Origin of the sequence: Pseudoclavibacter sp. CFCC 14310 (genome assembly GCF_008831165.1) — a bacterium.
Classification (GTDB): Bacteria; Actinomycetota; Actinomycetes; order Actinomycetales; family Microbacteriaceae; genus Pseudoclavibacter_A.
Genome location: NZ_WBKC01000001.1, coordinates 417,868 through 440,075 on the forward strand (window position 1 = coordinate 417,868; position 22,208 = coordinate 440,075).

Consider the following 22,208-nt stretch of genomic DNA (forward strand, 5'->3'; position numbering starts at 1 on the left):
CCCCCAGTCTACGAAACAGGGTGTCAAGCATGGCTCGCATGCGCGCACGTAGAATGGAGGTCATGGCCAAGCGCGACTCCTTCTTCATCACCACCCCCATCTTCTATGTGAACGACGTGCCCCACATCGGGCACGGCTACACCGAGGTGGTCTCAGACGTGCTGGCGCGCTGGCACCGGCAGCGTGGTGACGACACCTTTCTGCTGACCGGCACCGACGAGCACGGGCAGAAGATTCTGCGCACCGCCACGGCCAACGAGGTGACCCCGAAACAGTGGGCCGATCGCCTCGTGGAGTCTGCCTGGAAGCCGCTGCTGAAGACGCTCGACATCTCGAACGACGATTTCATCCGCACCACCGACCAGCGCCACGAAGACAATGTGAAGGTCTTCCTGCAGCGCCTCTACGACCGCGGATTCATCTACACCGGCGAGTTCGAGGGCTACTACTGCGTGGGCTGCGAAGAGTACAAGCAGGAGAGCGACCTGGTCGACGGCGTGGGGCAGTTCGCCGGTCAGAAAGTCTGCGCGATTCACTCGAAGCCGGTCGAGCTGCTCAAAGAGAAGAACTACTTCTTCAAGATGAGCGAGTTCACGAAGCCGCTGCTCGACCTCTACGAGCAGCACCCTGACTTCATTCAGCCGGCCAGCGCGCGCAACGAGGTCGTCTCGTTCGTGAAGCAGGGGCTCACCGATCTGTCGATCTCGCGTTCGAGCTTCGACTGGGGCATCAAACTGCCGTGGGACGAATCGCACGTGCTCTACGTGTGGATCGACGCGCTGCTGAACTATGCGACCGCGGTCGGCTATGGGCAGGACGACGAGGCGTTCGAGCGTCGCTGGCCTCCGCAGGTGCACATCGTCGGCAAAGACATCCTGCGCTTCCACGCCGTGATCTGGCCGGCGCTGCTGCTCGCGGCCGGGCTTGACCTGCCGCAGCACGTCTTCGGCCACGGCTGGCTGCTGGTCGGCGGCGAGAAGATGAGCAAGTCGAAGCTCACCGGCATCGCACCCACGCAGATCACCGACGTGTTCGGCTCAGACGCGTTCCGCTACTACTTCCTGCGCGCCATCACCTTCGGCCACGACGGATCGTTCTCGTGGGAGGACATCGCCGCGCGCTACGAGGCCGAGCTCGCCAACGGCTTCGGCAACCTCGCCTCGCGCACGCTCGCGATGATCGCGAAGTACTTCGACGGCACCGTTCCCGAGGCTGGCGAGCTCACCGAGGCAGACCAGGCGATCGTCGACCTGGTTGCCGAGGTCCCGGCGAAGGCTGACACCGCGATCGCCGAGTTCCGCACTAACGACGCGATCAGCGAGATCTGGCGTCTGGTCGACGCGCTCAACGGCTACATCACCGAGCAGACCCCGTGGGCCGTCGCCAAGCGCGGCGAGACCGAGCGGCTCGGCACGATTCTGCACACCGTCTGGTTCGGGCTGGGCGCGCTCGACGTGCTGCTCTCACCGGTGATCCCTGAGGCCGCGGCGAAGCTCTGGGAAGTGCTCGGCACCGGTGCGATCACCGACGTGACCATCACCGAGGCAGATCAGTGGCAGCGGTACGCCGCACCGACCGTGCACGCGATCGAGGCGCTCTTCCCGCGCGTCGACTCGTCCGAGGTGCCCGAGACCCCCGTGCCCCAGCACCAGGCGTAGTCGATGGGCCACAAACACCGCGACCACAGCTACCCGCCGGCTCCCGAGCCGCTGCCCGCTCCCGTCTACGACAACCACACGCATATCGAACCGTGGCTCGAGGATGCGATCCTCACGCCCGCCCGAGAGGCAGCGGCCGCTGCGGCGCGCGACGCGAACGGTGATGCGGATGCCATCGCGGGCAACGCCGATCGCACCGACTTTCCGGGCACGGACGTCGAGAACGCGCCCGCCGACTGGGTCGAGCAGCTCGACAGGGCCCAGGCCGTCGGGGTGGCCGGCATCGTGCAGGCGGGCACGACCATGGCATCCTCACAATGGGCGGCCGAGCATGCGGCGCAGGATCGCCGCATGCTCGCAGGCATCGCGATTCACCCCAACGAGGTGCCGGCCTACGTCGACGCGGGCGTGCTCGACGACGCGCTCGTCACGCTCGATCGTCTCGCGGCCGAAGACCGGGTGCGCGTCGTCGGAGAGACCGGGCTCGACTTCCACTACACCGAGCCAGAGCGCTTCGCCGACCAGATCGGGTCGTTCGAGCGTCACATCGAGCTTGCGAAATCGCACGGGCTGGCGATGCAGATTCACGATCGTGACGCGCATCGCGAGGTCGTCGAGACGCTGCTGCGGGTCGGTGCGCCCGAGCGCACGGTCTTTCACTGCTTCAGCGGTGACGCCGAGCTGGCCGAGATCTGTGCCGAACACGGCTGGTACGCGTCGTTCTCGGGCACGGTGACCTTCAAGAACGCTGAGAACCTGCGCGACGGCCTGCGGCGCATGCCCCGCGACCACATCCTGGTCGAGACCGACGCGCCGTATCTGACGCCGATGCCGTACCGTGGCCGGCCGAATGCGCCGTATCTGCTGCCGAACACGCTGCGGTTCATGGCCGAGACGCTTGAGACGCCGGTCGCCGAGCTCGCCGAGCAGATCGCCGCGACCACGGTGCGCGTCTATGGGGAGTGGTGACGATGACGGTGCAGCTGTTGGGGCCGGCGCAGGTGCGAGCGCTCGCCGAGCGGCACGGGGTGACCCCGACGAAGCGGCTGGGGCAGAACTTCGTGATCGACGCCAACACGATTCGGCGCATCGTGGCCGCGGCCGGAGTGCGTGCCGACGACCGAGTGCTCGAGGTGGGCCCGGGGCTCGGGTCGCTGACGCTGGGGCTTCTTGAAGTCGCCGACGACGTGACGGTCGTCGAACTCGATCCCGGGCTGGCTGCGGCACTGCCGGGCACGATCGCCGAGCAGGCGCCCGGTCGCAGCGTGCGCGTGATTCAGGGCGACGCCGTCAAAGTCACCGCCGCCGACTGGGACGAAGCTCGGGGCGGCGCATCCGGTGCGCCGGGCATGGACGCAGTTGCCCATGCCGCCGATTCTGCAGCGCTCACTGCCGTCGATGACGGGCCCACTGCGGTCGTCGCGAACCTGCCGTACAACGTCGCCGTGCCGATCATGCTGCATCTGCTCGAGACTTTTCCGAGCATCCGCCGCGTGCTGGTGATGGTGCAGTCCGAGGTGGCCGATCGCGTCGCGGCGGCACCAGGCAGCAAGATCTACGGCGTGCCAAGCGTGAAGGCGGCCTGGTACGGCCCGTGGCGGCTCGCCGGATCCGTCGGTAAACACGTGTTCTGGCCCGCGCCGAACGTGACGTCCGGGCTGCTCGCCGCCGACATCCGTCCGGTCGCCGACCGCCCGGGTGACGAGGCGCTGCGGCTGTCGACCTTCCGCGCGGTGGATGCCGCCTTCGCGCAGCGTCGAAAGACCTTGCGTCAGTCGCTGGGCGCTATTGTCGGGGGGCCGAAATCGGCCGAGACCCTGTTGCGCGCGGCCGGGGTGGAACCCGGTCTGCGCGCCGAGCAGCTGGAACTCGACGAGTTCGTGGCGATCGGTCGCGCGCTTGCGGCGCCAGAACGGCGCTGACCGCTTCTGGACGACTTTCACAAGGAGTGAACAGATGACTGTTCTGCAGGCTGTGCTCGGATTCGGCGCGATCGCCGCGGTACTGACGGTCATTCCCGGGCTCGACACGATGCTCGTGCTGCGCAGTTCGCTGGTGAACGGTCGCAGTCACGGCTTCGCGGCTGCGGTCGGGGTGAATCTCGGTGCGCTCACCTGGGGTGCCGCGGCCGCGCTCGGTGCGGCCGCCCTGGTCGCCGCTTCGAAGATCGCGTACTCGATCGTGACCTATGTCGGTGTCGCGTACATGGTCTATCTGGGCGCCTCGATGATCTGGAAGAGTTGTCGCAAGGTTCCGCAGCGCGCTGACGTGCTGATCGATGCGGCGCCGGCCCCGCTGTGGCGCAGCTTCGTCAACGGGTTCACCACGAATCTGCTGAACCCCAAGATCGGCATTTTCTACATCGCGACGATTCCTCAGTTCATTCCGTCTGGCGTGCCGAATCTGCCGATGGGACTGCTGCTCGCTGGTGTGCATGTCGTACTGGGGATGCTCTGGCTGGGTCTAGTGACCATGGGCGCGTCGATGGCGCGTCGATGGCTGTCGACCCCGTTCGCTCAGCGCATCGTCGACCGCGTGGCCGGTGTGGTGCTGATCGGCTTCGGGGCCGAGATCGCCTGGCGAACTGCTCGTGCCTGAGCTGCTGCCGCTCGTCCGGTCGCAGCCGGGCGCTTTGTATGGTGCCCGGCTCTAGGAACAGTCGCTGAACTCACAGTGAACCGCTGTCTGGGGTCGCGTTTCCCCCAAATCGTACATGTATTGCGAGGGGTTATCAGTACGTGTACGATGAACAGTCGTCGGCAAACCTCAAAAGGTATTGCTTGTGATCGTCTGATGAAGTGTGAATCTGGCTGCAGTCGACCACTCATGGTCCGAGCCGGGCAGTCCTCGCCAGTCGACACTGACATCCGAACACTGAAAGACGAGGCGTCATGCACGCGACCACATCCACTCCCCAGTCGAAATCGGCATCCGGGGCCGCAGCTCGAAAGCGGGGGCTCACCCCTCGTTCGCTGATCAACGTCGGCATCTATGCGGCGCTGTACTTCGTGATCGTCTTCGCCTGCGGCATGATCGGCATGGTCAGCCCGCTGTTCAGCGTGGTCGGCTACGTGGTCGGCATTCTGGTCAACGGCACGGTCGTCATGCTCTTCATGGTCAAGACGCCGAACTTCGGCGCGATGACGCTGCTCTCCCTGATCACTTCGTTGCTCATGGTGGCGACCGGTCACTTCTGGGGCACCATTCCGATCGCAGTCGTGTGCGGTCTGATCGCCGACTCTCTCATAAAGTCGGGAGGCTACCGGTCGAAGGGCCGCAACATCCTGGCCTACGGCATATTCCAGCTGTGGCTGATCGGCCCGTTCCTGCCGATGTTCTACGATCGCGCCGGCTATGCCGAGTACGTGGGGTCGTCAATGGGCGCCGAGTACGCAGAGGCCTGGATGCAGCTGTTCACCCCGCTGAACCTCGTGCTCATCCTGGCGCTGCTCTTCGTCGTCTCGCTGGTCGCCGCATGGATCGGTTCGCGCATTCTTGAGCGCAGCTTCGCGAAAGCCGGCATCCTGTGACCCAGCAGACGCTGTCTGCTGCGACCGTGCAGGTGCCGTCGGTCATGAGGTCGACGGCCCTGCTCGATCCACGTACCAAACTGCTTGCGCTGTTCCTGATCAACACGATCGCCTACGGCACGGGCTCACTGCTCGCACAGTTTCTCGCCGCTGCCGCTGTGGCGCTGTTGCTCGCCACCCTGCGCGACCGCAAGCCCTTGGCGATCTATGCGATCACCTATGCCGTGTCGACTGCGCTGTATCTTGCCCTGCCTCACCTGATCACGGGCTGGCTGCCTGCGCTGCTGGTCGCCGTTGGCTTCTGGGTGGCCCGGTTTGCGATCACCATCGGCTACTTCGCCTACTTTCTGCTGTCGACGGGCCCCAGCGAGCTGACCGCCGCGCTGGCCACGCTGCGTGTGCCGCGACTGATCTCTGTGCCGCTCGCCGTCGTGCTGCGCTTCGTGCCGACCGTCATCGATGAGCTTCGCGCCATCGTGGATGCCATGCGGCTTCGAGGCCTCGCCTCGAGTGCCAGCGCGCTCGCATTGCATCCGATCAGCACTACACAACATGTGCTGTTGCCACTGCTCGCCTCGACGTCGCGCATTGCCGACGAACTCAGCGCCTCGGCTCTGATTCGCGGGCTCGGCCGACCGGAGCGTCCCACCACGGTGGTGCGTCTGCGCTTCGGTCTTGCCGATGCCGGCATGCTGGTGTTCCTGGGCGTGCTGGTCGCCGTCTCTGTGATGAACGTTGGGGTCTCATGGTCGTTCCGATGATCCGCGTCGAAGATGTGCGCTTCAGCTACGCGCAGGGGCATGCCGACGCCTCGCCTTACGGGCCGGCGCTCGACGCAGATGCGATCTCGAAAACCCCGGCTGTTCTCGTGCTCGACGATCTGTCGTTCGAGGTGCCAGCGGGCACTCTGACTGTGCTGTGCGGTGCGAGCGGTTCGGGCAAGTCGTCGGCATTGCGTCTGCTGAACGGGCTCGTGCCGAACTTTCATCATGGCGATCTGACCGGTGTGGTCGAGGTCGCCGGCATCAATGTGCCCGCAACCGACCTGCTGGAGGCCGGCCGCACCACCGCGACCGTATTCCAGAACCCGCGCACACAGTTCTTCACCGCCGATGTGCGCAGCGAGCTCGCCTTCCGAGACGAGAACTACGGGCTTGACCCGGCAGAGATCCAACGTCGCAGCGTGGCCGCGGCCCGCCAAGTGGGCATCGAGAACCTGCTCGACCGCGGGCTGCGCCAGCTCTCGGGCGGCGAACTGCAGAAGGTCGCCTGTGCACAGGCGATCGCAGCCGGAACGAGCGTGCTGCTCTTCGACGAGCCCACCTCGAACCTTTCGCCAGCCGCCATCGCCGAATTCGCCCAGCTGCTGGGCCGCCTCAAAGCTCAGGGCCACGCGATCGTGGTCGCCGAACATCGTCTCTACTTTCTGCGCGACCTCGCCGACCAGGTGCTGCAGCTCGACCACGGTCGGGTGCATGATCGCTGGTCTGGTGACGAGTTTCGTGCACTGAGCGAGAGCTCCGCGGCTGCGCTCGGGCTGCGCACGCTGCGTGCGCCGGCTGCGCTTGCGGCCCTGCTGGTCGCCGAGCATGCGGATGCCGTGGTCGCCGACCACGCCGGCTCAGGTTCGTCACGGCTCGCCGACGAACGAGGCGAACTCGCCCGTGAGATCGTGGGCCGAAGCAATCGAGCACAGGAGCCTCGAGAGGCAGGTGCGTCCACGCCCGAACATGGACTCGTGCTCGATGCGGTGCGGTTCCGCTACGGTCGGCACGACGTGCTCGACATCCCGCACCTCGAGTTTCCCCGCGGGCAGATCAGCGTGATCGTCGGGGCGAACGGCGTCGGCAAGTCGACGCTGGCCCGCGTGATCTGCGGGCTTGCCGCCGAAGATCGGGGCAGTGGCATTCGTCTCGATGGCAGGCGCGTCTCGCCCAAGATGCGCATGGCACGCAGCGGCATGGTCATGCAGGATGTGCACCGACAGCTCTTCTGCGACAGCGTGGCCGACGAGGTGCGGCTCGGGCTCGATTCGCAGGCGCGTGACGAGGTCGACATCGATGCGCTGCTGCAACGCTTCGACCTGGCCGAGCTCGCAGACCGGCATCCGCTGTCGCTCTCGGGCGGGCAGAAGCAGCGCGTCGTCATCGCTGCGGCGCTGGCGAAGCAGCCGCAGGTCTGTGTGTTCGACGAACCGACCAGCGGCGTCGACCGCCGGCACCTGCGAGCCATCGCCGAGTGCCTGCGCGAACTGGCCGAGGCCGGCACGGTCGTGATCGTGATCACCCACGACCCCGAACTCATCGATGCGTGTGCCGATCGCCTCGTCGCCATCGGCCGTCTCGGCGATGAGCACCCAAGCGGCCAGAGCATCCACATCACAGAACTCTCGAGAAACAGGTCAGACCATGCAGACTGAACAGAGCGAACGGTCGACGCAGCCAGGGTCGTCAACCGCTGACCGCGCGGCGAACGCCGTGGGGCAGGCCGCACCCGACCTCGCCGACCCCAAGCAGAAAGACAAAGCCGGCCGAGCGGCGCTGAAAGACATGATGAAGCCGGTCGCAGGGCATCTGATGCTCGCTCGCGCGCTGTCGGCGCTCTCGGCGGTGCTCGCGATCTTTCCCTATGTCTCGCTGGTGTGGCTGGGCGGACTGCTTCTCGACGCATGGACGCAGGGGCGTGCTCCGGACGCACAGGCGGTCGGCCTTGCGGTCAACGTGCTGATCGGCACCTTCATCGGTCGCCTGGTGCTCTACTTCGTCGCACTCACGGTGACGCACTTCGCCGATATGCGGCTCGGCGGTCTGCTGCGTGGTCGCATCATCGACACCTTGGGCCGCGCGCCGCTGGCATGGTTCACCTCGGCCACGTCGGGGCGCATCCGCAAGGCTGTGCAGGACGACACGCACACGCTGCACGCCCTCATCGCTCACGCCCCGGTCGAGACGACGTCTGCAATCGTGATGCCCATCGCGATGTTCGTCTACGCGCTCATCGTCGACTGGCGGCTCGGCCTGCTGACCATTGCGATCTTTCCGCTCTATCTGGCCCTGCAGCTGCTCGGCTATCGAGGCATGGGCACGAAGACCGCTGAAATGGACACGAAGCTGGCCAAGGTCTCGGCGACTATGGTCGAGTTCGTCAGCGGCATCACGGTGGTGAAGGCCTTCGGCCGAGTCGGTCGCGCGCACAGAAACTACGCTCAGGCGGCAGACGAGTTCAGCAAGTTCTACCTCGACTGGGTGCGCCCGATGCTCAAGACGTCTGCGCTGTCGATGGCGGTCGTCTCGCCTGCTGTGCTGCTGCTCGTCAACCTCGGCTGTGGTGCGGCGATGGTCGCCGCCGGCTGGGTGACCCCGGTTCAGGTGCTCACCACCACGCTGATCGCTCTGGTGCTGCCCGCTTCGATCACCACGATCGGAACCAGCCAGTGGTCGTATCAGCTTGCCGGGGCGGCCGCGCTGCGCATCGAAGAGGTGCTGCACGTCGACGCTCTCGTCGAGAGCACGACCCCGCAGCATCCGCAGGGGCACGCCGTGCGCTTCGAACACGTGAGCTACGGATACGGCGATCTGCTGGCCGTCGACGACGTCACGCTCGACCTTGCCGAGGGCAGCACCACCGCGCTCATCGGGCCCAGCGGATCGGGCAAGTCGACGCTTGCCACGCTGGTCGCCCGGTTCGACGACCCGCGGTCGGGCACGGTGACGATCGGCGGCGCCGATGTGCGCCACATCCCGCGCACCGAGCTCTATCGCACCGTCGCGTTCGTGCTCCAAGACCCGCAGCTGCTGCGCATGAGCGTGCGCGACAACATCGCACTGGCGCGGCCGGATGCCTCGCTTGAGCGGGTGCGCACGGCTGCGCGCGATGCGCAGATCGATGACTTCGTCATGACGCTGCCGAACGGCTACGACACGGTGATCGGCGATGACACCGTGCTGTCAGGTGGTCAGCAGCAGCGCATTGCGATCGCACGGGCGCTGATCACCGACGCGCCTGTCCTGCTGCTCGACGAGGCCACTGCGTTCACCGACCCGGAGTCGGAGGCTGAAATTCAGAAGGCGCTGAACCGACTGGTTCGCGGGCGCACCGTGCTGGTGATCGCGCATCGGCCGGCCTCGGTCGCCGGGGCCGATCGCATCGTGGTGCTCGACCGCGGCAGGGTGCTCGCACAGGGCACCCACGAAGAGCTCGTCGACGAGCCGCACTATGCGGCGCTGCGACGAGCGACCGGCGAGCATATGGCTGAGCTGGGGCGCACCGCGACAGCTGGATCAGTCGCTCAGGAACAGGAGGGCCGGGCATGAACACCTCGCGGCAGAACATCGGCGTCAGCAGCGCCGCCGAAACAGGCGCGATTCCCGAAGACGAGATCGTGCACGCACCTGAGATGATCGCGCGCTTCGCGAGGCTGGTGTCGAAGCCCGCCCGCGGCCAGCTGACGCTCACGCTCGTGCTCGCCATCGTCTCCGGCGTGCTGCGGGGCATCGCACTCGTCGTTCTGCTGCCCGCCGCGGTCGCACTCGCGATGGGGGAGACGATCTGGGGGCTGCCCGTCTCTGGGTGGCTGTGGACTTTTGCGGTGCTGGCTGTTCTCGGCATGATCGCCGAGTACTGGCTGGCGATCACGAACTATACGGTCGCTCTCGACCTGGTCAAGAACGTGCACCGTCGCATCGGCGACCGGCTGACGCGGCTGCCGCTCGGGTGGTTCCGCGATTCGGCTGCCGGACGCATGTCTCGGCTCGTCTCGCACGAGGTGCTGATGCTCGGCGAGTCGCTGGCGCACCTGCTCGCATCGATGGCGTCGAACGCAGCGACAGCCGCAGTGATGGTCATCGGCAGCTGGATCTGGGACTGGCGCCTCGGTCTCGTGCTGACGATCGCGGTGCCTTTCTACCTGGGGGCGCTCTGGCTCGGTCGCAAAGCGATCACCCGCGGCAAGCGCATCAGCGAACCGGCCGAAGAGGATCTCGGCGACCGCATCGTCGAATACGCGCGCTGCCAGGGGGCGCTGCGGTCGACCGGTCGCTCGGGCGACTTCGAGCCGCTGCGTGCGGCGAATGAGCGTTCCGTCGTCGCCGGCCGCACTGATCTCTGGTGGGGAACCCTCGCGCTCATGCTGCATGGTCTGGTGGGGCAGTTCATCGTGGTCGCAATGATCACCATCGCTGTGCGGTTGGCGCTCGGCGAGGCGATGGGGCCGATCGAGACCATCGCGTTCATCGGTCTGTCGCTGCGGTTCATGCAGACGCTCGAAGACCTTGGGGGCATGGTGGTCGCCAACGAAGAGCGCAAGGTCATGGTCGAGAACGTGAATGAGATTCTGACCACGCCGGGGCTCCCCGCACCGGCGACGTCTGCCGAGTCGACGGCTCCCGGGCGCATTGAGGTCGATCACGTCGACTTCGGCTACGACGCCGAGCATCAGGTGCTGCACGATGTGAGTTTCGAGGTGTCGGCAGGATCGATGTGCGCGCTGGTCGGGCCGTCGGGGTGCGGCAAGACGACCGTCGCGAAGCTCGTCGCGCGCTTCTACGACGTCGACCGCGGAGTCGTCCGCGTGGGAGGCGCAGACGTGCGCGACCAGACGACGGCCGATCTGATGGCTCAGCTCTCGATGGTGTTCCAAGACGTCTATCTCTTCGACGACACGCTGGAGGCGAACATCCGCGTGGGCGACGAATCGGCGACGGATGCTGAGATCCAGGCCGCTGGCGATCTCGCGGGCGTGACCGAGATCGTCCGACGCCTGCCAGACGGCTGGCAGACGCGAGTCGGTGAGGGCGGGCATGCGCTTTCAGGCGGTGAGCGTCAGCGCGTGTCGATCGCACGTGCACTGCTCAAGCACGCTCCGATCGTGCTGCTCGACGAGGCGACCAGCGCGCTCGACCCCGAGAACGAGGCCCATGTGATGGCGTCGATGCAGCACCTGCGTAAAGAGGCCACGCTGCTGGTCATCGCGCACAAACTCGACACGATTCGGTCTGCCGATCAGATCGTGGTGCTTGGCCACAACGGGCACGTCGAACAGCGCGGCACCCACGATGAGCTGATCGCACAGCCCGGTCAGTACCGTTCGTTCTGCGAGGCGCGGGCTGCGGCCTCTGGCTGGCGGCTGGTCTGACTCGTCACTCCTGCGCAGCAGCGCTGCTGGCGGGCGCGCCGGCAGCACTGTGCTGCAGCACCGTTCCGGTCACCAGCGCTCGTATGGACGTCTGCAGCGAGTACCCGGCAGAGAGCTCTCGCCAGTGCGGCAGCAGCCTGCTGACCTGTGTCAGGCCCTGCACACACTCGCTGTCGGTCGTCTCATACCAGGCACGTTCGTCGCTGCTGCGTTCGGCAGCCGCCGCCTGCATCTGCAGGTCGGCCGAGATGAGGTACCAGACTCCTCGCCAGAGGGCGAGCATCGCGGCGTCGTCGAGGCCGGCGTCAGCTGCGGCGGCGAAGAAGTGCTCAGTCGAGGCCAGTGCAGAAAGACCGATATTGGTGCCGCGCGACAGAATCGGCACGACCCAGGGCAGCCTGCTGAGGTTCTCATGCACCTCGACGCCCACTGCGACCATGCGCTCGATCGGTGTTCCGCTGGGAATGGCCCAGTCGATCTCTGCGGCGGCGTCAGACAGTGCGAGCGTGAGCAGCTCCGACTTGTTGCGCACGTAGTGATAGAGACTCATCGGCCGTGAGTTGAGGCGTGCCGCGAGGGCACGCATCGTCAATGCGGAGTAGCCTCCGGTCTCGAGCAGCGCGCGGGCCTCCGTGACGATGCGCTCCAGAGTGAGCGGCTGAGCCGGATCAGCGCCATGAGCGTCATCAAGTCGGGCCATAGAGCCAGCCTAACGGCTGTCCATGTGTCCGAGACCGCGACTGGGCCGCGTGGTATCGTTATGAGAATGGCTCGCAATAATAGTCGCTCGCTGTCGCGCAGTGGAGACCCGCGCAAACGTGCGCAGCACCGTCGGCAGAATCAGCCTGTTGCGGTCACTGTGCTGAACGGCTTTCTCGGTGCGGGAAAGACCACTCTGCTGCAGAGCCTGCTGGTACAGGCCTGGCAGCGCACGCCTCACCTTCGGCCCGCGGTGATCGTCAATGACATGAGCTCGCTCGACGTTGACGGTCTGGTGGTCGAAGACACTGAAGTGGTCAGCCACCAGATGGGCAACTTCGCCAGCATCAAGGGCGGCAGCGTGCACAGCGCCGAGCTGCTGCCCAAGCTGATCGCCACTGCCGAGCAGATGCTCGACGGCTATCAGCCTGAGCACATCTTCATCGAGACCTCAGGCAGCACGCGACCTTGGCCTCTCGTGAAAGCCCTCACCCGGCATCCGCGCCTGCAGCTGCACGGGTTTCTCTCTCTCGTCGACGCGGCCATGCTGCGCGACGACTTCGCCTGCGGAGAGCTGATCGCCGATCAGGTGGCCCGTCAGCTCGGCGCTGGCACGCTCGGGGTCGAGTCGCTGGTCGCCGAGCAGGTGATGTTCGCCTCAGGGGTCTATCTGACCAAGCTCGACAAGCTCGAGCCCGAGCAGGTCACACGCACCGCTGCCGCCCTGCACCGGCTCAACCCCTACGCGGGCATCACCGGTCTGCGTTTCGGCAACCTGCGGCTCGACGCAGTGCTCGCACAGCCGCGTTATCCTCGTGACCGAGTGGCGCAGCTGGGTCGCGAGACCGAGCAGCGTGACGCAGAGCATCCAGAGACCGGTCGGCTGGTGTCGCTGGTGCTTGACGATGCGCGTCCGTTTCATCCTCGCAGGCTCTGGGAGGCATACACGACCGCACTGCCGCAGACGCTCTATCGCAGCAAGGGCATGACCTGGATTCCCACGCGCGACGACAAAGTGCTGCTCTGGAACCAGGCTGCCGGGGGCGTGAACCTTGAGTTCTTCGGCTACTGGAAGTCGGGTGTGCTCGACCGCGAGCAGCGCGCGGTCGCCGACGCGCAGACTTCCTCTCGCGAGGCAGAGCGGCGCAGACTGCTGCCGCGCGAAATCGAGCAGCTGCAGCGTGAGGTCGACGAGATCGACCCGGTCTTCGGCGACCGGCGCACGAGCATCACCCTCCTCGGCGAAGACTCCGACACCCGGGCGTTTCTCGCTCGGCTCGAGCAGTGCCTGTGCACTCCGGAAGAGGTCATGGCATGGCGCAGCGGCGAGGAGTTCGACGACCCATGGCCGCAGCAGACGGTGACGGTCGACCAGTTCGCCCGTACTGCCGGTCTCGGCCGTCGGCGCATCTGAGCTTCGCCTCGTGCCGCAGCTGCGTTCGGCCCTCAGCGACGGCGGCTGCCCCCACGACGTCCGTGCACTATCGGCGCAGAGTCGTCACCGCAGCGCCCACATCGCCACGGCACTCGATGCCGCGACGTTGAGCGAGTCGATGCCGTGGGCCATCGGAATCTCGACCAGTGTGTCTGCCGTGCGCAGGCAGGCGTCTGAGACGCCGTAGCCCTCAGACCCGAGCACGAGCGCGAGGCGGTCGAAATGAGCGGGCATCGAGCGCACCTGCTCGGCGAACTCGTCGAGCGTGACCGATCGCTCGTCGAGTGCGAGCGTCGCCACGTGATAGCCGGCGTCGTGCAGCTGCGGGCCGAGTTCGCGCCATCCGCCGACATGCGCCCACGGCACCTGCAGCACCGTGCCCATGCTCATGCGCACCGCCCGGCGATACAGCGGGTCTGCAGTGCGGGGCGTGAGCAGAATGCCGTCGGCTCCGAGCGCTCCGGCCGACCGAAAGATCAGCCCCACATTCGTGGGATCGACCACGCCCTCGATCACGACGAGACGCCGTCTGTCGGTTCCGCCTGCAGCATCCGCCGCCGTGCGCCCGGCGATCACATCAGCCGCATCGAGCAGGGAGGGCCGATTCATGCACCCGATCACGCCATGATGCAGCTCGAAGCCGGTCAGACGTTCGAGCACGGCGGCATCGCCGGTGAACACCGGAACCGGTGGCAGACCCGCCTGCTCCCGCACGGCATCCCCGAAGCCGGCAGCCGTCAGCAGAAACCCGACCTCGGGCAGTGCGCTGCGCTCGGCCAGCACCGAACGCGGTTCGTGCCCGGCGGCCAGCGCGCGCTCGAAAACGAACTTCGACTCGGCCAGGTAGAGCCCGCGCTCACTGTCGATGCGACGCCGCAGCGCCGAGTCGGTCAGTCGGGCGAAGTCGTTCAGCCGCGGGTCGTCGAGGTCATGCAGTTCGATGGTGGGCACGCAGTCAGGGTACCGTGCGCGGTGGTGCGATCGTCGGGCGCGCCGCGGCTAGACTTGGGGCCATGCATCCCGCATCGCCGCCGATCGTGACCCGCACGCCGGGCAAGATCAACCTGCTGCTTGCCGTGGGCGGGCAGTATGACGACGGGTATCACAAGATCGTCAACGTGTTTCAAGCGGTCGATCTCTATGAAGACATCTCGGTGCGCTGGGCCCCGGAATGGTCGCTGCACTTCACCGGCAGCCACTCTCTGCTCGTCGACGACGACAACCTCGTGCTGCGTGCCGGTCGGCTGCTTGCCTCGCGCGCCGCAGATCTGCGCACCGCATCGTCACCCGAGAACCTGGCCGCTGCGTGCATGGTGCGCAAGCGGGTGCCGATCGCGGGCGGCATGGCCGGCGGTTCGGCGGATGCCGCAGGCACGCTGGTCGCACTCGCCAAGCTGTGGCGGCTCGAGGTCGCGCGCGAGCAGCTCGGCGAGATGGCGGCGGAACTCGGTGCTGACGTGCCGTTCAGTCTGGTCGGTGGTACGGCGATCGGCACAGGGCGGGGCGACCGTCTGACGGCTGTGATCACGCGCGAGTCCTACCACTGGGTGCTGGTGACGCAGGCCGAGGGGCTGAGCACGGTCGACGTCTATCGCCGGTTCGACGAGCTGGTCGACGACGGCGAGATCGATGCGACGGGCAAGGCTCGGGCGCTCTCGGAGGCTGAATCCGTGGTCACTGCGCTGGCAACGGGTGATCCGGAGCAGCTGGGCAGGCACCTGCGCAACGACCTGCAGGCTGCGGCGATCAGTCTGCGCCCGAGCCTGCAGCGCACGCTGGACGAGGCACGTGACCTCGGTGCCGTCGCAGGCATCGTGTCAGGGTCGGGGCCGACGATCGCACTCTTGGCCGGTGATGCGCATCACGCTGCGGCGCTGGCGCAGTCGCTGCTGGCTCGCGGGCATCAGGCCAGTGTGGTCTCGAGCCCTGCGCGCGGTTCGCACGTGTTGTGAGGAATGCGGGACGGGCTGCGCTTCAGATCAGCCCGAGTTCGAGAGCCTTGGTCACCGCGCGGGTGCGGTCGTTGACCTCCAGCTTCTGGTACGTGCGCAGCAGATGCGTCTTCACAGTGGGCTCAGAGATGTAGAGGCGCTCGGCGATCTGCGCGTTGCGCATCCCCTGTGCGACCAGCCGCAGCACTTCGGTCTCTCGCGGAGACAAAGGGCTGATCCGTCGGGCATGAGTCCACCTGAGCGCATCCGCCGCGACTTCCACCACCTCATCGACTTCAGAAGCCTCTGGGAAATCGGCACCTGCGGTATCCGGCACAGCGCTGCGCTGCAGCCGTGACACCAGTGCAGTCGCCACCTGTGGAGACAGAGCGACCTCGCCCGCGACCACGGCACGCACTCCTGCGATGAGCTCATCCGCAGGTGCGGCCTTGATCAGGTAGCCTTTGGCCCCCGCAGCGATAGCTGCCACGATTGCCGCGTCATCCTCATACGTCGTCAGGATGATCACCCGTGTCTCTGGGGCCTGCTCTGAGACGACCCGCGTGACCTCGACCCCGTCACGTCCGGGCATGCGCAGATCGCACAGCAGCACATCGGGGTGCTCAGCCGTGACCAGCGCCACCGCCTCGTCGCCGTCGCTCGCCTCGCCGATCAGGTCGATGCCGGTCAGGTCGCCGAGCAGCGCGACGAGTCCGCTGCGCACGATGGGGTGGTCGTCGGCGATCGCCAGTCGAATCGTGCTCACAGGGTCGCCTCCAGAATCGTGCCGTGCGGGTGCCGAGAACGCAGGGTCAGGGCGCCGCCGGCCTGAGCGATGCGCTGTTCGAGACCGGGCAGACCGAACCCGTGGCTGCTCGCCACAGTGAACCCGGGCGGCAGGCCACGCCCGTCATCCGTCACGGTGAGAGTGACCGCGTCGCCGGCGGATGCCCGGCGCAGCGCCACCTGCACCACACCAGCACCAGCGTGCTTGCGTGCGTTCGCGAGCCCCTCCTGCGCAGCGCGGACGAGCAGCGTCTGTCGTCTTTGTGTCATCGCCTGATCATCCACAGTGATGAAGTCGGTGCGCACATCGATGCCGGTCTCACGCGCGAAGCGCTCACAGGCCTGCGCGAGCGCGGGCGCCAGGCCGGTTGCCGAGCTGAGCCCCACAGTGCTGGTAGCGGCTACCAACGACCGGGCCTCGGTGAGCGCCTGATTGGCGCTCGACTCGATGACTGCGAACAGCTGGGCTGACCGCTCGGGGCTCTGCTCTCGTGCACCCTGCTGCGCGAGCATGACGATGCCGGCGATGCTCTGCGAGACGGTGTCGTGTAGATCGGCCGCCATGCGAGCGCGCTCGCGTTCGGCAGCCAGATCGGCTCGCTCTGCTGAGAGCTCTGCCTCCTGCCGGCGCAGCTGGTTGAGCAGCACCTCGCGCTCGTGTCCGCGAGTGAACGCCATCGTCAGCCAGACGCCCATCGCGGTGCTGAACAGCCAGGAGACGACGCCGATCGATCCGGCTCGCAGCAGCTCGGTCGGCAACGTGCCGTCGCCGGCATCGCTTGACGACAGGCCGGTCCAGCCGCTGTCACCCCATGCGCCGAGCAGAAGCCCCGCGGTGACGCTGACTGCGGTGATCAGATTCCAGATCAGCCCGCGTCGAAGCCCGCGCGCGAGCATCCACAGGCTCGGATAGAACACCGCCTGCAGCGTCGCCATCTGCGGGTCGCCGGTCAGGGCGAGCATCAGCCCGGGGATTGCGACGGCGAAGTACCGCATCACCTGTGCGGCGTGGCTGCGCATCGCGCGTGGCGGCACCGTGCGGCCGGCGACGAGCTGCCGATCGAGTCGTGCCGTCGAAGCCATCGCCCTGCGGCCGAAGACCAGCCAGGCGAACAGAAAGACGGCTGAGCCCGTCAATGACATCACCAAGGCGAGCGGCGAGGCTCGAAAGTCGTTGGCCCACTGCGAATCGGCGCCGACGCCAGTGCCTGTACCGCTTTCGGCGTACCACGACAGCACGGTCGAGGTGGCGAGAGCCACGGTCACCGCAATGAAGAGCAGGGACCACACCCAACGCCACGAGCGCTGGGCGTGCTCGTCGGTGGATGCCCGCGTGCGCCCGTCGACGGATGCGTCAGCGATGAGGTCGGGCATGTCCATCAGCCTAGCCGCACGTGTCCGCGGCCTGGCCTCTCGCGAGAGCTCGCCGGATTCGGCATCCGCAGACAGGGATCATCGGCGGTCACCGGGCACCCATCTGAACGTGAGCAGGGTCACGACCAAGCCAGAGACGAACCACACGGCCAAGACCGTCGCGACGAGACCCAGGTGCCAGGCCTCGCCACGCTCGAGCACCGCGAACTGGTCAGGCAGCAGGGCTGCGCGAAAGCCCTGGGCGATCCACTTGAGCGGAAACACCGAGGCGACATTCTGCAACCACTCGGGCAGTTGCGAGAACTGCAGGTAGACGCCCGAGACGAACTGCAGAATGAGCACCGGTGGCAGGATGACGGCTGTGGCACTCTTTGCGCTGCGCGGCAGATACGAGACGAGAAAGCCCAACACGACCGACGTGCCGAGCCCGAGCAGAAAGACCCAGATCAAGGTCGTCCAGGCTGACCAGGAATCGGGCAGAGGCACATCGAAGGCGAAACGGGCCACGGCGATGAGCAGCACCGCCTGCACCAAAGCGGTGATCAGCACGAGGCCGAGTTTGCCGAGCAGATAGGCGGCGACGGGCAGGGGAGTCAGGGCGAGGCGCCTGCGCGTGCCGTCATATCGTTCGACGGCGAGGTCGGAGCCGAGATTCTGAAAACCGCTGAGCAGCACACCGCTGGCGAGCATCGCAGGCAGGTAGTAGCCGGCGGCGGTCAGCCCGAGGTCGTCTGGGCCGAATGACAGGTTTGAGAAGGCCGTCGCGAAGATGCAGAGCATCATCACCGGGAACAGAAACGTGAAGAACACGGTGTCAGGCTGACGGCGGTAGCTGCGCAGCTCCACGCTGATGCGCGAAAGCGTCAGCGTTGCGAGAGTCGGTCGGTGCCGGGGGCTGCCCTTCGCCGGTCGGACCTTGTCTTGCAGTTGGGTGTGCTGATGCGGGTTCATCGTCTGGGCGCTCATGCTGCGGGCCTTTCTTCGGTGCTGCTGGAGTTGTCGTCGATCAGCGCGAGGTAGGCGTCGGCGAGGGTGGGGCGGTGCACCTCGAGGTGCTCGGGCTCGCCCTGAAGCCGGGCAGTGAGCGAAACGATCAGTGCACCCGGCGTCGCGGTGGTCTCGGAGCGGTCTCGGCCGTCCTCGTGCCACCGCACAGTCGGCAGATGCAGCTCGGGTCGATCTGCGAGGGTCGGCGTCTGGGCCAGGTCGCTGCCCAGCGCGACCAGACGGCCGTTGACCATGACGGCGACGCGGTCAGCGAGATGCGCGGCCTCTTCGAGGTAGTGCGTGGTGAGCACGATGGTGGTGCCACTGGCTTTGATCGAGTCGATCAGGTGCCAGAATGCGGTGCGCGCCTGCGGATCGAAGCCGGTGGTCGGCTCGTCGAGAAAGAGCACCTCGGGGTGTCCGACGACTCCCTGGGCGACGTCGAGACGTCGGCGCTGCCCACCTGACAGTGCTCGCACGCGTCGGTCGGCTGCGGCAGTGAGGCCGACGCTCGCAATCAGGTCGTCGACCGGCCACGGATCGTCGTACATACCGGCGAAGTGCGTGAGCTGCTCGCGAACGGTGAGCACGCCTGACTCCTGAGTCTCTTGCAGCACGACCCCGACGCGATTGCGCATGTCTCGGGTTGAGTGTCGCGGGTCGGATCCCACCAGTCGCACACTGCCTTGGTCGGGACGGCGAAAGCCGACGATCGTCTCGACCAAGGTGGTCTTGCCGGCGCCATTTGGCCCGAGCAGCGCGAGCGTCTCTCCGCTGCGCACCTCGAGGGTGATGTCGTCGAGCACCTTTCGGCCGCGATACGACTTTGAGAGACCGCGCACCGCGATCGGTGCGGGTGTGGGGGCTGCAGCTCGTGCAGGTTCAGGTGCGAGGGCCGGCATTGGCGCGAGTGCTGGTTCGCCTGCATGAACCGAGTTTGCGGGGTGTGTGGGATCGTCTGTTTGAGCCATGACCCAATATTCGCCGGATGCAGTGCTCGAGCACATCGACCGGCTGACTGAATGTGCGGGGGCTGGGGGCATCGCCGGTGTCATCCATTCGGTTGACACGTGCGGGATGCCGGTGCAGCTCATTACCCGACCCAGCATCCTCGTCTCGCCGAACCCCGCCGCACCGGCACACCGCCGCACCGCTGCACCGGCGCGGTACCCTTGTCGAATGGCACATCTTCTCGGCGCCGAACACATCAGCCTCAGTTACCCCACCAAAGACGTCTTCGACGACCTCTCGCTCGGCCTCGCCGAAGGGCAGCGCATCGGCATCGTCGGCCGCAATGGTGACGGCAAGACCACGCTGCTGCGACTGCTCGCCGGCGAGATGCAGCCCGACACCGGCCGGGTCACCCGTCGCGGCGGCATCACCGTCGGAGTGCTCGCCCAGACACCAGACCTCGACCCCGACGAGACGGTCGGCCACGCAGTGGTGGGCGATCTGCCTGAACACGAGTGGGCGTCGCAGCCGCGGGTGCGAGACGTGCTGCAGGGTCTGCTCGGCGACCTCGACTGGCACGCTACGACCGGTGTGCTCAGCGGAGGCCAGCGTCGTCGCGTCGCGCTCGCGGCCCTGCTGCGGCAAGACTGGGATGTGCTCTTTCTCGACGAGCCCACCAACCACCTCGATGTCGAGGGCATCACCTGGCTTGCTCGGCACCTCAAGCAGCGCTGGCCGAAGAACGCCGGCGGCCTCGTCATGGTTACGCACGATCGGTGGTTCCTCGACGCGGTCTGCACCGACACTTGGGAGGTGCACGACGGCACTGTCGAGCCCTTTGAAGGCGGGTACGCGGCCTACATTCTGCAGCGCGTCGAGCGCGACCGGCAGGCAGCGGCGGTCGAGGCCAAGCGTCAGAACCTGATGCGCAAAGAGCTGGCCTGGCTCGGCCGCGGTGCGCCGGCGCGCAGCTCGAAGCCGAAGTTCCGCATCGAGGCGGCCAACGAGCTGATCGCCGACGTGCCGCCCGTTCGCGACCGCGTGCGGCTGCAGTCGATGGCGACCTCTCGTCTGGGCAAAGACGTCATCGACGTGCTGGGCGTGACGGTGCAGTACGACGAGCATGTGCTCATGCACGACGTCGAGTGGCGAATCGGCCCCGGCGATCGACTCGGGCTGCTCGGTGCGAACGGCGCCGGCAAGTCGACACTGCTGAGCCTGATCAAAGAGGCCTCGGCCAAGGCCGGATCGACCCAGGCCGCCCAGCTCGACGCAGGCGACGGCACCGCGGTCACGGCCGGCCGCATCAAGGTCGGCAAGACCGTCAAGCTCACCGAGCTCACCCAGGAGCTGCACGAACTCGACGCGGTGAACGACGACCGCGTGCGCGAGGTCATCGGCCGAGTGCGCACGACCTACAAGGTCGGCGACGAAGACCTCAGCCCGTCGCAGATGCTCGAACGGCTCGGCTTCTCGAGCGTGCAGCTGTCGACCCCCGTGCGCGATCTCAGCGGAGGCCAGCGCCGCCGCCTGCAGCTGCTGCTCACCCTGCTCGACGAGCCGAACGTGCTCGTGCTCGACGAACCCACCAACGACCTCGACACCGACATGCTCGCCGCCATGGAAGACGTGCTCGACGCCTGGCCCGGCACGCTGATCGTCGTGTCGCACGATCGCTACTTCCTGGAGCGCGTGACCGACGACCAGTACGCCCTGATCGGCGGAACACTGCGGCACCTGCCCGGCGGGGTCGACGAATTCCTGCGGCTCGACGCTGCTGCGCATGAGGGCTCTTCGGCGGATGCCGACAAGACCCCGTCCTCATCTCGCGCCGCGAGCGGGGCCGGTCACGCAGCGGGCGCGGCTTCGGGGGCGGGGGCGAGCGGTGCATCCGCCGCGGGGCTGAGTGGTGCCGAGCGTCGGGCCGCCGAAAAGCGGCTTCAGGCGCTCGAGCGCAAGCTGGCCAAGGCGCGCGATGCGCTGACGAAGGTCGATGCCGATCTCGCCGCGGCCGACCAGAGCGACTTCGAGGGGCTTTCGAAGATCGATGCGCTGCGCAGGTCGACCAGCGGCGAAATCGATGAGCTTGAGGCCGAGTGGCTCGACCTCGCGGAGCAGCTCGAGGGATAGTCGCACGTTCTGCACTCTCGCTGGGCCCTGCTCTCTGGGCCCTGCTCTCTGGAACCCGCAGGTTCTGCGCTCGCTCAGGCCCTGCACCTGAACCGGGCAGATTCTGCGCTCTCGCCAAGGCCTGACCGCAGAAAAACACAGGTTCTGTGCTTTCGTTGGTTCAGACTGGTGCTTTTACTCGTTGAGTGTGCAGAATCCGTCATATGCGCGTCGAGAGTGTAGAAGGTGCGGGCTTCATCGGCTGATGCTCGCAGGTTCTGCACTTTCGGTGGGCTTGTGTCGCTGAACCCGCAGATTCTGCGCTTGCGCCCTACGCCGCAGCCGCAGCCGCAGCTGCAGCGACCTCCCACTGCATGAGCGCGGCATTGACGGTGGCTTCGACGGTGGCATCAACCGTGGCTCCACTGCCTATTGAGACGGTATGTCGGCACGTTCGCGGCCGGATGCTCACGTTCTCGGCGGTCCACAGCAGCGGGCGGCTCGTGCGCCCATGGCGTCGGTCTGCAGAAGCGATCTCAACCCGAACGGTGCGTCGACATGGTCGAGTTTGATATCGGCGACGCACGCGTCCAGCGGATGCACGCGCGACTACAC

General features: G+C 66.7%; 18 protein-coding genes. 12 read left to right on the forward strand and 6 right to left on the reverse strand.

Annotated elements, in window-relative coordinates:
- Positions 1-62 precede the first annotated feature (62 nt).
- From metG to F8O06_RS01940, 9 genes are all read left to right on the forward strand, one after another.
- Positions 63-1,658, forward strand: a complete 1,596-nt coding sequence (gene metG / locus F8O06_RS01900; protein ID WP_158037201.1) for a methionine--tRNA ligase — start codon at positions 63-65, stop codon at positions 1,656-1,658.
- A 3-nt stretch (positions 1,659-1,661) separates the two neighbouring features.
- Complete coding sequence (locus F8O06_RS01905; protein WP_158037202.1) at positions 1,662-2,627, forward strand: TatD family hydrolase; 966 nt, start codon at positions 1,662-1,664, stop codon at positions 2,625-2,627.
- 2 nt (positions 2,628-2,629) lie between these two features.
- Positions 2,630-3,580 (forward strand): 16S rRNA (adenine(1518)-N(6)/adenine(1519)-N(6))-dimethyltransferase RsmA, encoded by a 951-nt coding sequence (gene rsmA, locus F8O06_RS01910; RefSeq protein ID WP_158037203.1) that lies wholly within the window; start codon positions 2,630-2,632, stop codon positions 3,578-3,580.
- A 34-nt stretch (positions 3,581-3,614) separates the two neighbouring features.
- The gene (locus tag F8O06_RS01915; protein ID WP_158037204.1) at positions 3,615-4,256 is read left to right on the forward strand and encodes a LysE family translocator; all 642 of its coding nucleotides are present in this window, start codon (positions 3,615-3,617) and stop codon (positions 4,254-4,256) included.
- A 293-nt stretch (positions 4,257-4,549) separates the two neighbouring features.
- A complete protein-coding gene (locus F8O06_RS01920) occupies positions 4,550-5,188 on the forward strand; it encodes an MptD family putative ECF transporter S component (RefSeq protein WP_158037205.1) in 639 nt (212 codons plus the stop codon).
- Positions 5,185-5,949 carry an energy-coupling factor transporter transmembrane component T gene (locus F8O06_RS01925; RefSeq protein ID WP_158037206.1) on the forward strand — a complete coding sequence of 255 codons (765 nt, stop codon included), beginning with the start codon at positions 5,185-5,187 and terminating at the stop codon, positions 5,947-5,949. The genes F8O06_RS01920 and F8O06_RS01925 overlap by 4 nt, the downstream gene beginning before the upstream one ends.
- On the forward strand, positions 5,946-7,607 hold the full coding sequence (locus F8O06_RS01930) for an ABC transporter ATP-binding protein (protein ID WP_158037207.1): 1,662 nt from the start codon (positions 5,946-5,948) through the stop codon (positions 7,605-7,607). Before F8O06_RS01925 ends, F8O06_RS01930 begins: the two co-directional genes overlap by 4 nt.
- A complete protein-coding gene (locus F8O06_RS01935; protein ID WP_158037208.1) occupies positions 7,597-9,501 on the forward strand; it encodes an ABC transporter ATP-binding protein in 1,905 nt (634 codons plus the stop codon). The genes F8O06_RS01930 and F8O06_RS01935 overlap by 11 nt, the downstream gene beginning before the upstream one ends.
- The gene (locus tag F8O06_RS01940) at positions 9,498-11,321 is read left to right on the forward strand and encodes an ABC transporter ATP-binding protein (protein WP_225733327.1); all 1,824 of its coding nucleotides are present in this window, start codon (positions 9,498-9,500) and stop codon (positions 11,319-11,321) included. The genes F8O06_RS01935 and F8O06_RS01940 overlap by 4 nt, the downstream gene beginning before the upstream one ends.
- A gap of 4 nt (positions 11,322-11,325) precedes the next feature.
- On the opposite strand, the gene F8O06_RS01945 is transcribed toward F8O06_RS01940, so the two are convergent.
- A complete protein-coding gene (locus tag F8O06_RS01945) occupies positions 11,326-12,021 on the reverse strand; it encodes a TetR/AcrR family transcriptional regulator (RefSeq protein ID WP_158037209.1) in 696 nt (231 codons plus the stop codon).
- Positions 12,022-12,087: 66 nt separating this feature from the next.
- Between F8O06_RS01945 and F8O06_RS01950 the strand changes: the two genes are divergently transcribed.
- A complete protein-coding gene (locus F8O06_RS01950) occupies positions 12,088-13,434 on the forward strand; it encodes a CobW family GTP-binding protein (protein WP_192496798.1) in 1,347 nt (448 codons plus the stop codon).
- 84 nt (positions 13,435-13,518) lie between these two features.
- On the opposite strand, the gene F8O06_RS01955 is transcribed toward F8O06_RS01950, so the two are convergent.
- Complete coding sequence (locus tag F8O06_RS01955) at positions 13,519-14,406, reverse strand: TrmH family RNA methyltransferase (protein WP_158037211.1); 888 nt, start codon at positions 14,404-14,406, stop codon at positions 13,519-13,521.
- A gap of 62 nt (positions 14,407-14,468) precedes the next feature.
- Between F8O06_RS01955 and F8O06_RS01960 the strand changes: the two genes are divergently transcribed.
- Positions 14,469-15,407, forward strand: a complete 939-nt coding sequence (locus F8O06_RS01960; RefSeq protein WP_158030162.1) for a 4-(cytidine 5'-diphospho)-2-C-methyl-D-erythritol kinase — start codon at positions 14,469-14,471, stop codon at positions 15,405-15,407.
- A gap of 22 nt (positions 15,408-15,429) precedes the next feature.
- Here F8O06_RS01960 and F8O06_RS01965 read toward each other — a convergent pair whose 3' ends face one another.
- From F8O06_RS01965 to F8O06_RS01980, 4 genes are all read right to left on the reverse strand, one after another.
- Positions 15,430-16,152, reverse strand: coding sequence for a response regulator (locus F8O06_RS01965; RefSeq protein ID WP_158037212.1), 723 nt, complete (start codon positions 16,150-16,152; stop codon positions 15,430-15,432).
- A complete protein-coding gene (locus F8O06_RS01970) occupies positions 16,149-17,546 on the reverse strand; it encodes a sensor histidine kinase (RefSeq protein ID WP_192496799.1) in 1,398 nt (465 codons plus the stop codon). Before F8O06_RS01970 ends, F8O06_RS01965 begins: the two co-directional genes overlap by 4 nt.
- 78 nt (positions 17,547-17,624) lie before the next feature.
- On the reverse strand, positions 17,625-18,512 hold the full coding sequence (locus F8O06_RS01975) for an ABC transporter permease (RefSeq protein WP_225733328.1): 888 nt from the start codon (positions 18,510-18,512) through the stop codon (positions 17,625-17,627).
- Positions 18,509-19,504 carry an ABC transporter ATP-binding protein gene (locus F8O06_RS01980; RefSeq protein ID WP_225733329.1) on the reverse strand — a complete coding sequence of 332 codons (996 nt, stop codon included), beginning with the start codon at positions 19,502-19,504 and terminating at the stop codon, positions 18,509-18,511. Before F8O06_RS01980 ends, F8O06_RS01975 begins: the two co-directional genes overlap by 4 nt.
- A 208-nt stretch (positions 19,505-19,712) precedes the next feature.
- Between F8O06_RS01980 and F8O06_RS01985 the strand changes: the two genes are divergently transcribed.
- Positions 19,713-21,614, forward strand: coding sequence for an ABC-F family ATP-binding cassette domain-containing protein (locus F8O06_RS01985; RefSeq protein WP_158037214.1), 1,902 nt, complete (start codon positions 19,713-19,715; stop codon positions 21,612-21,614).
- The last annotated feature ends 594 nt before the right edge of the window (positions 21,615-22,208 follow it).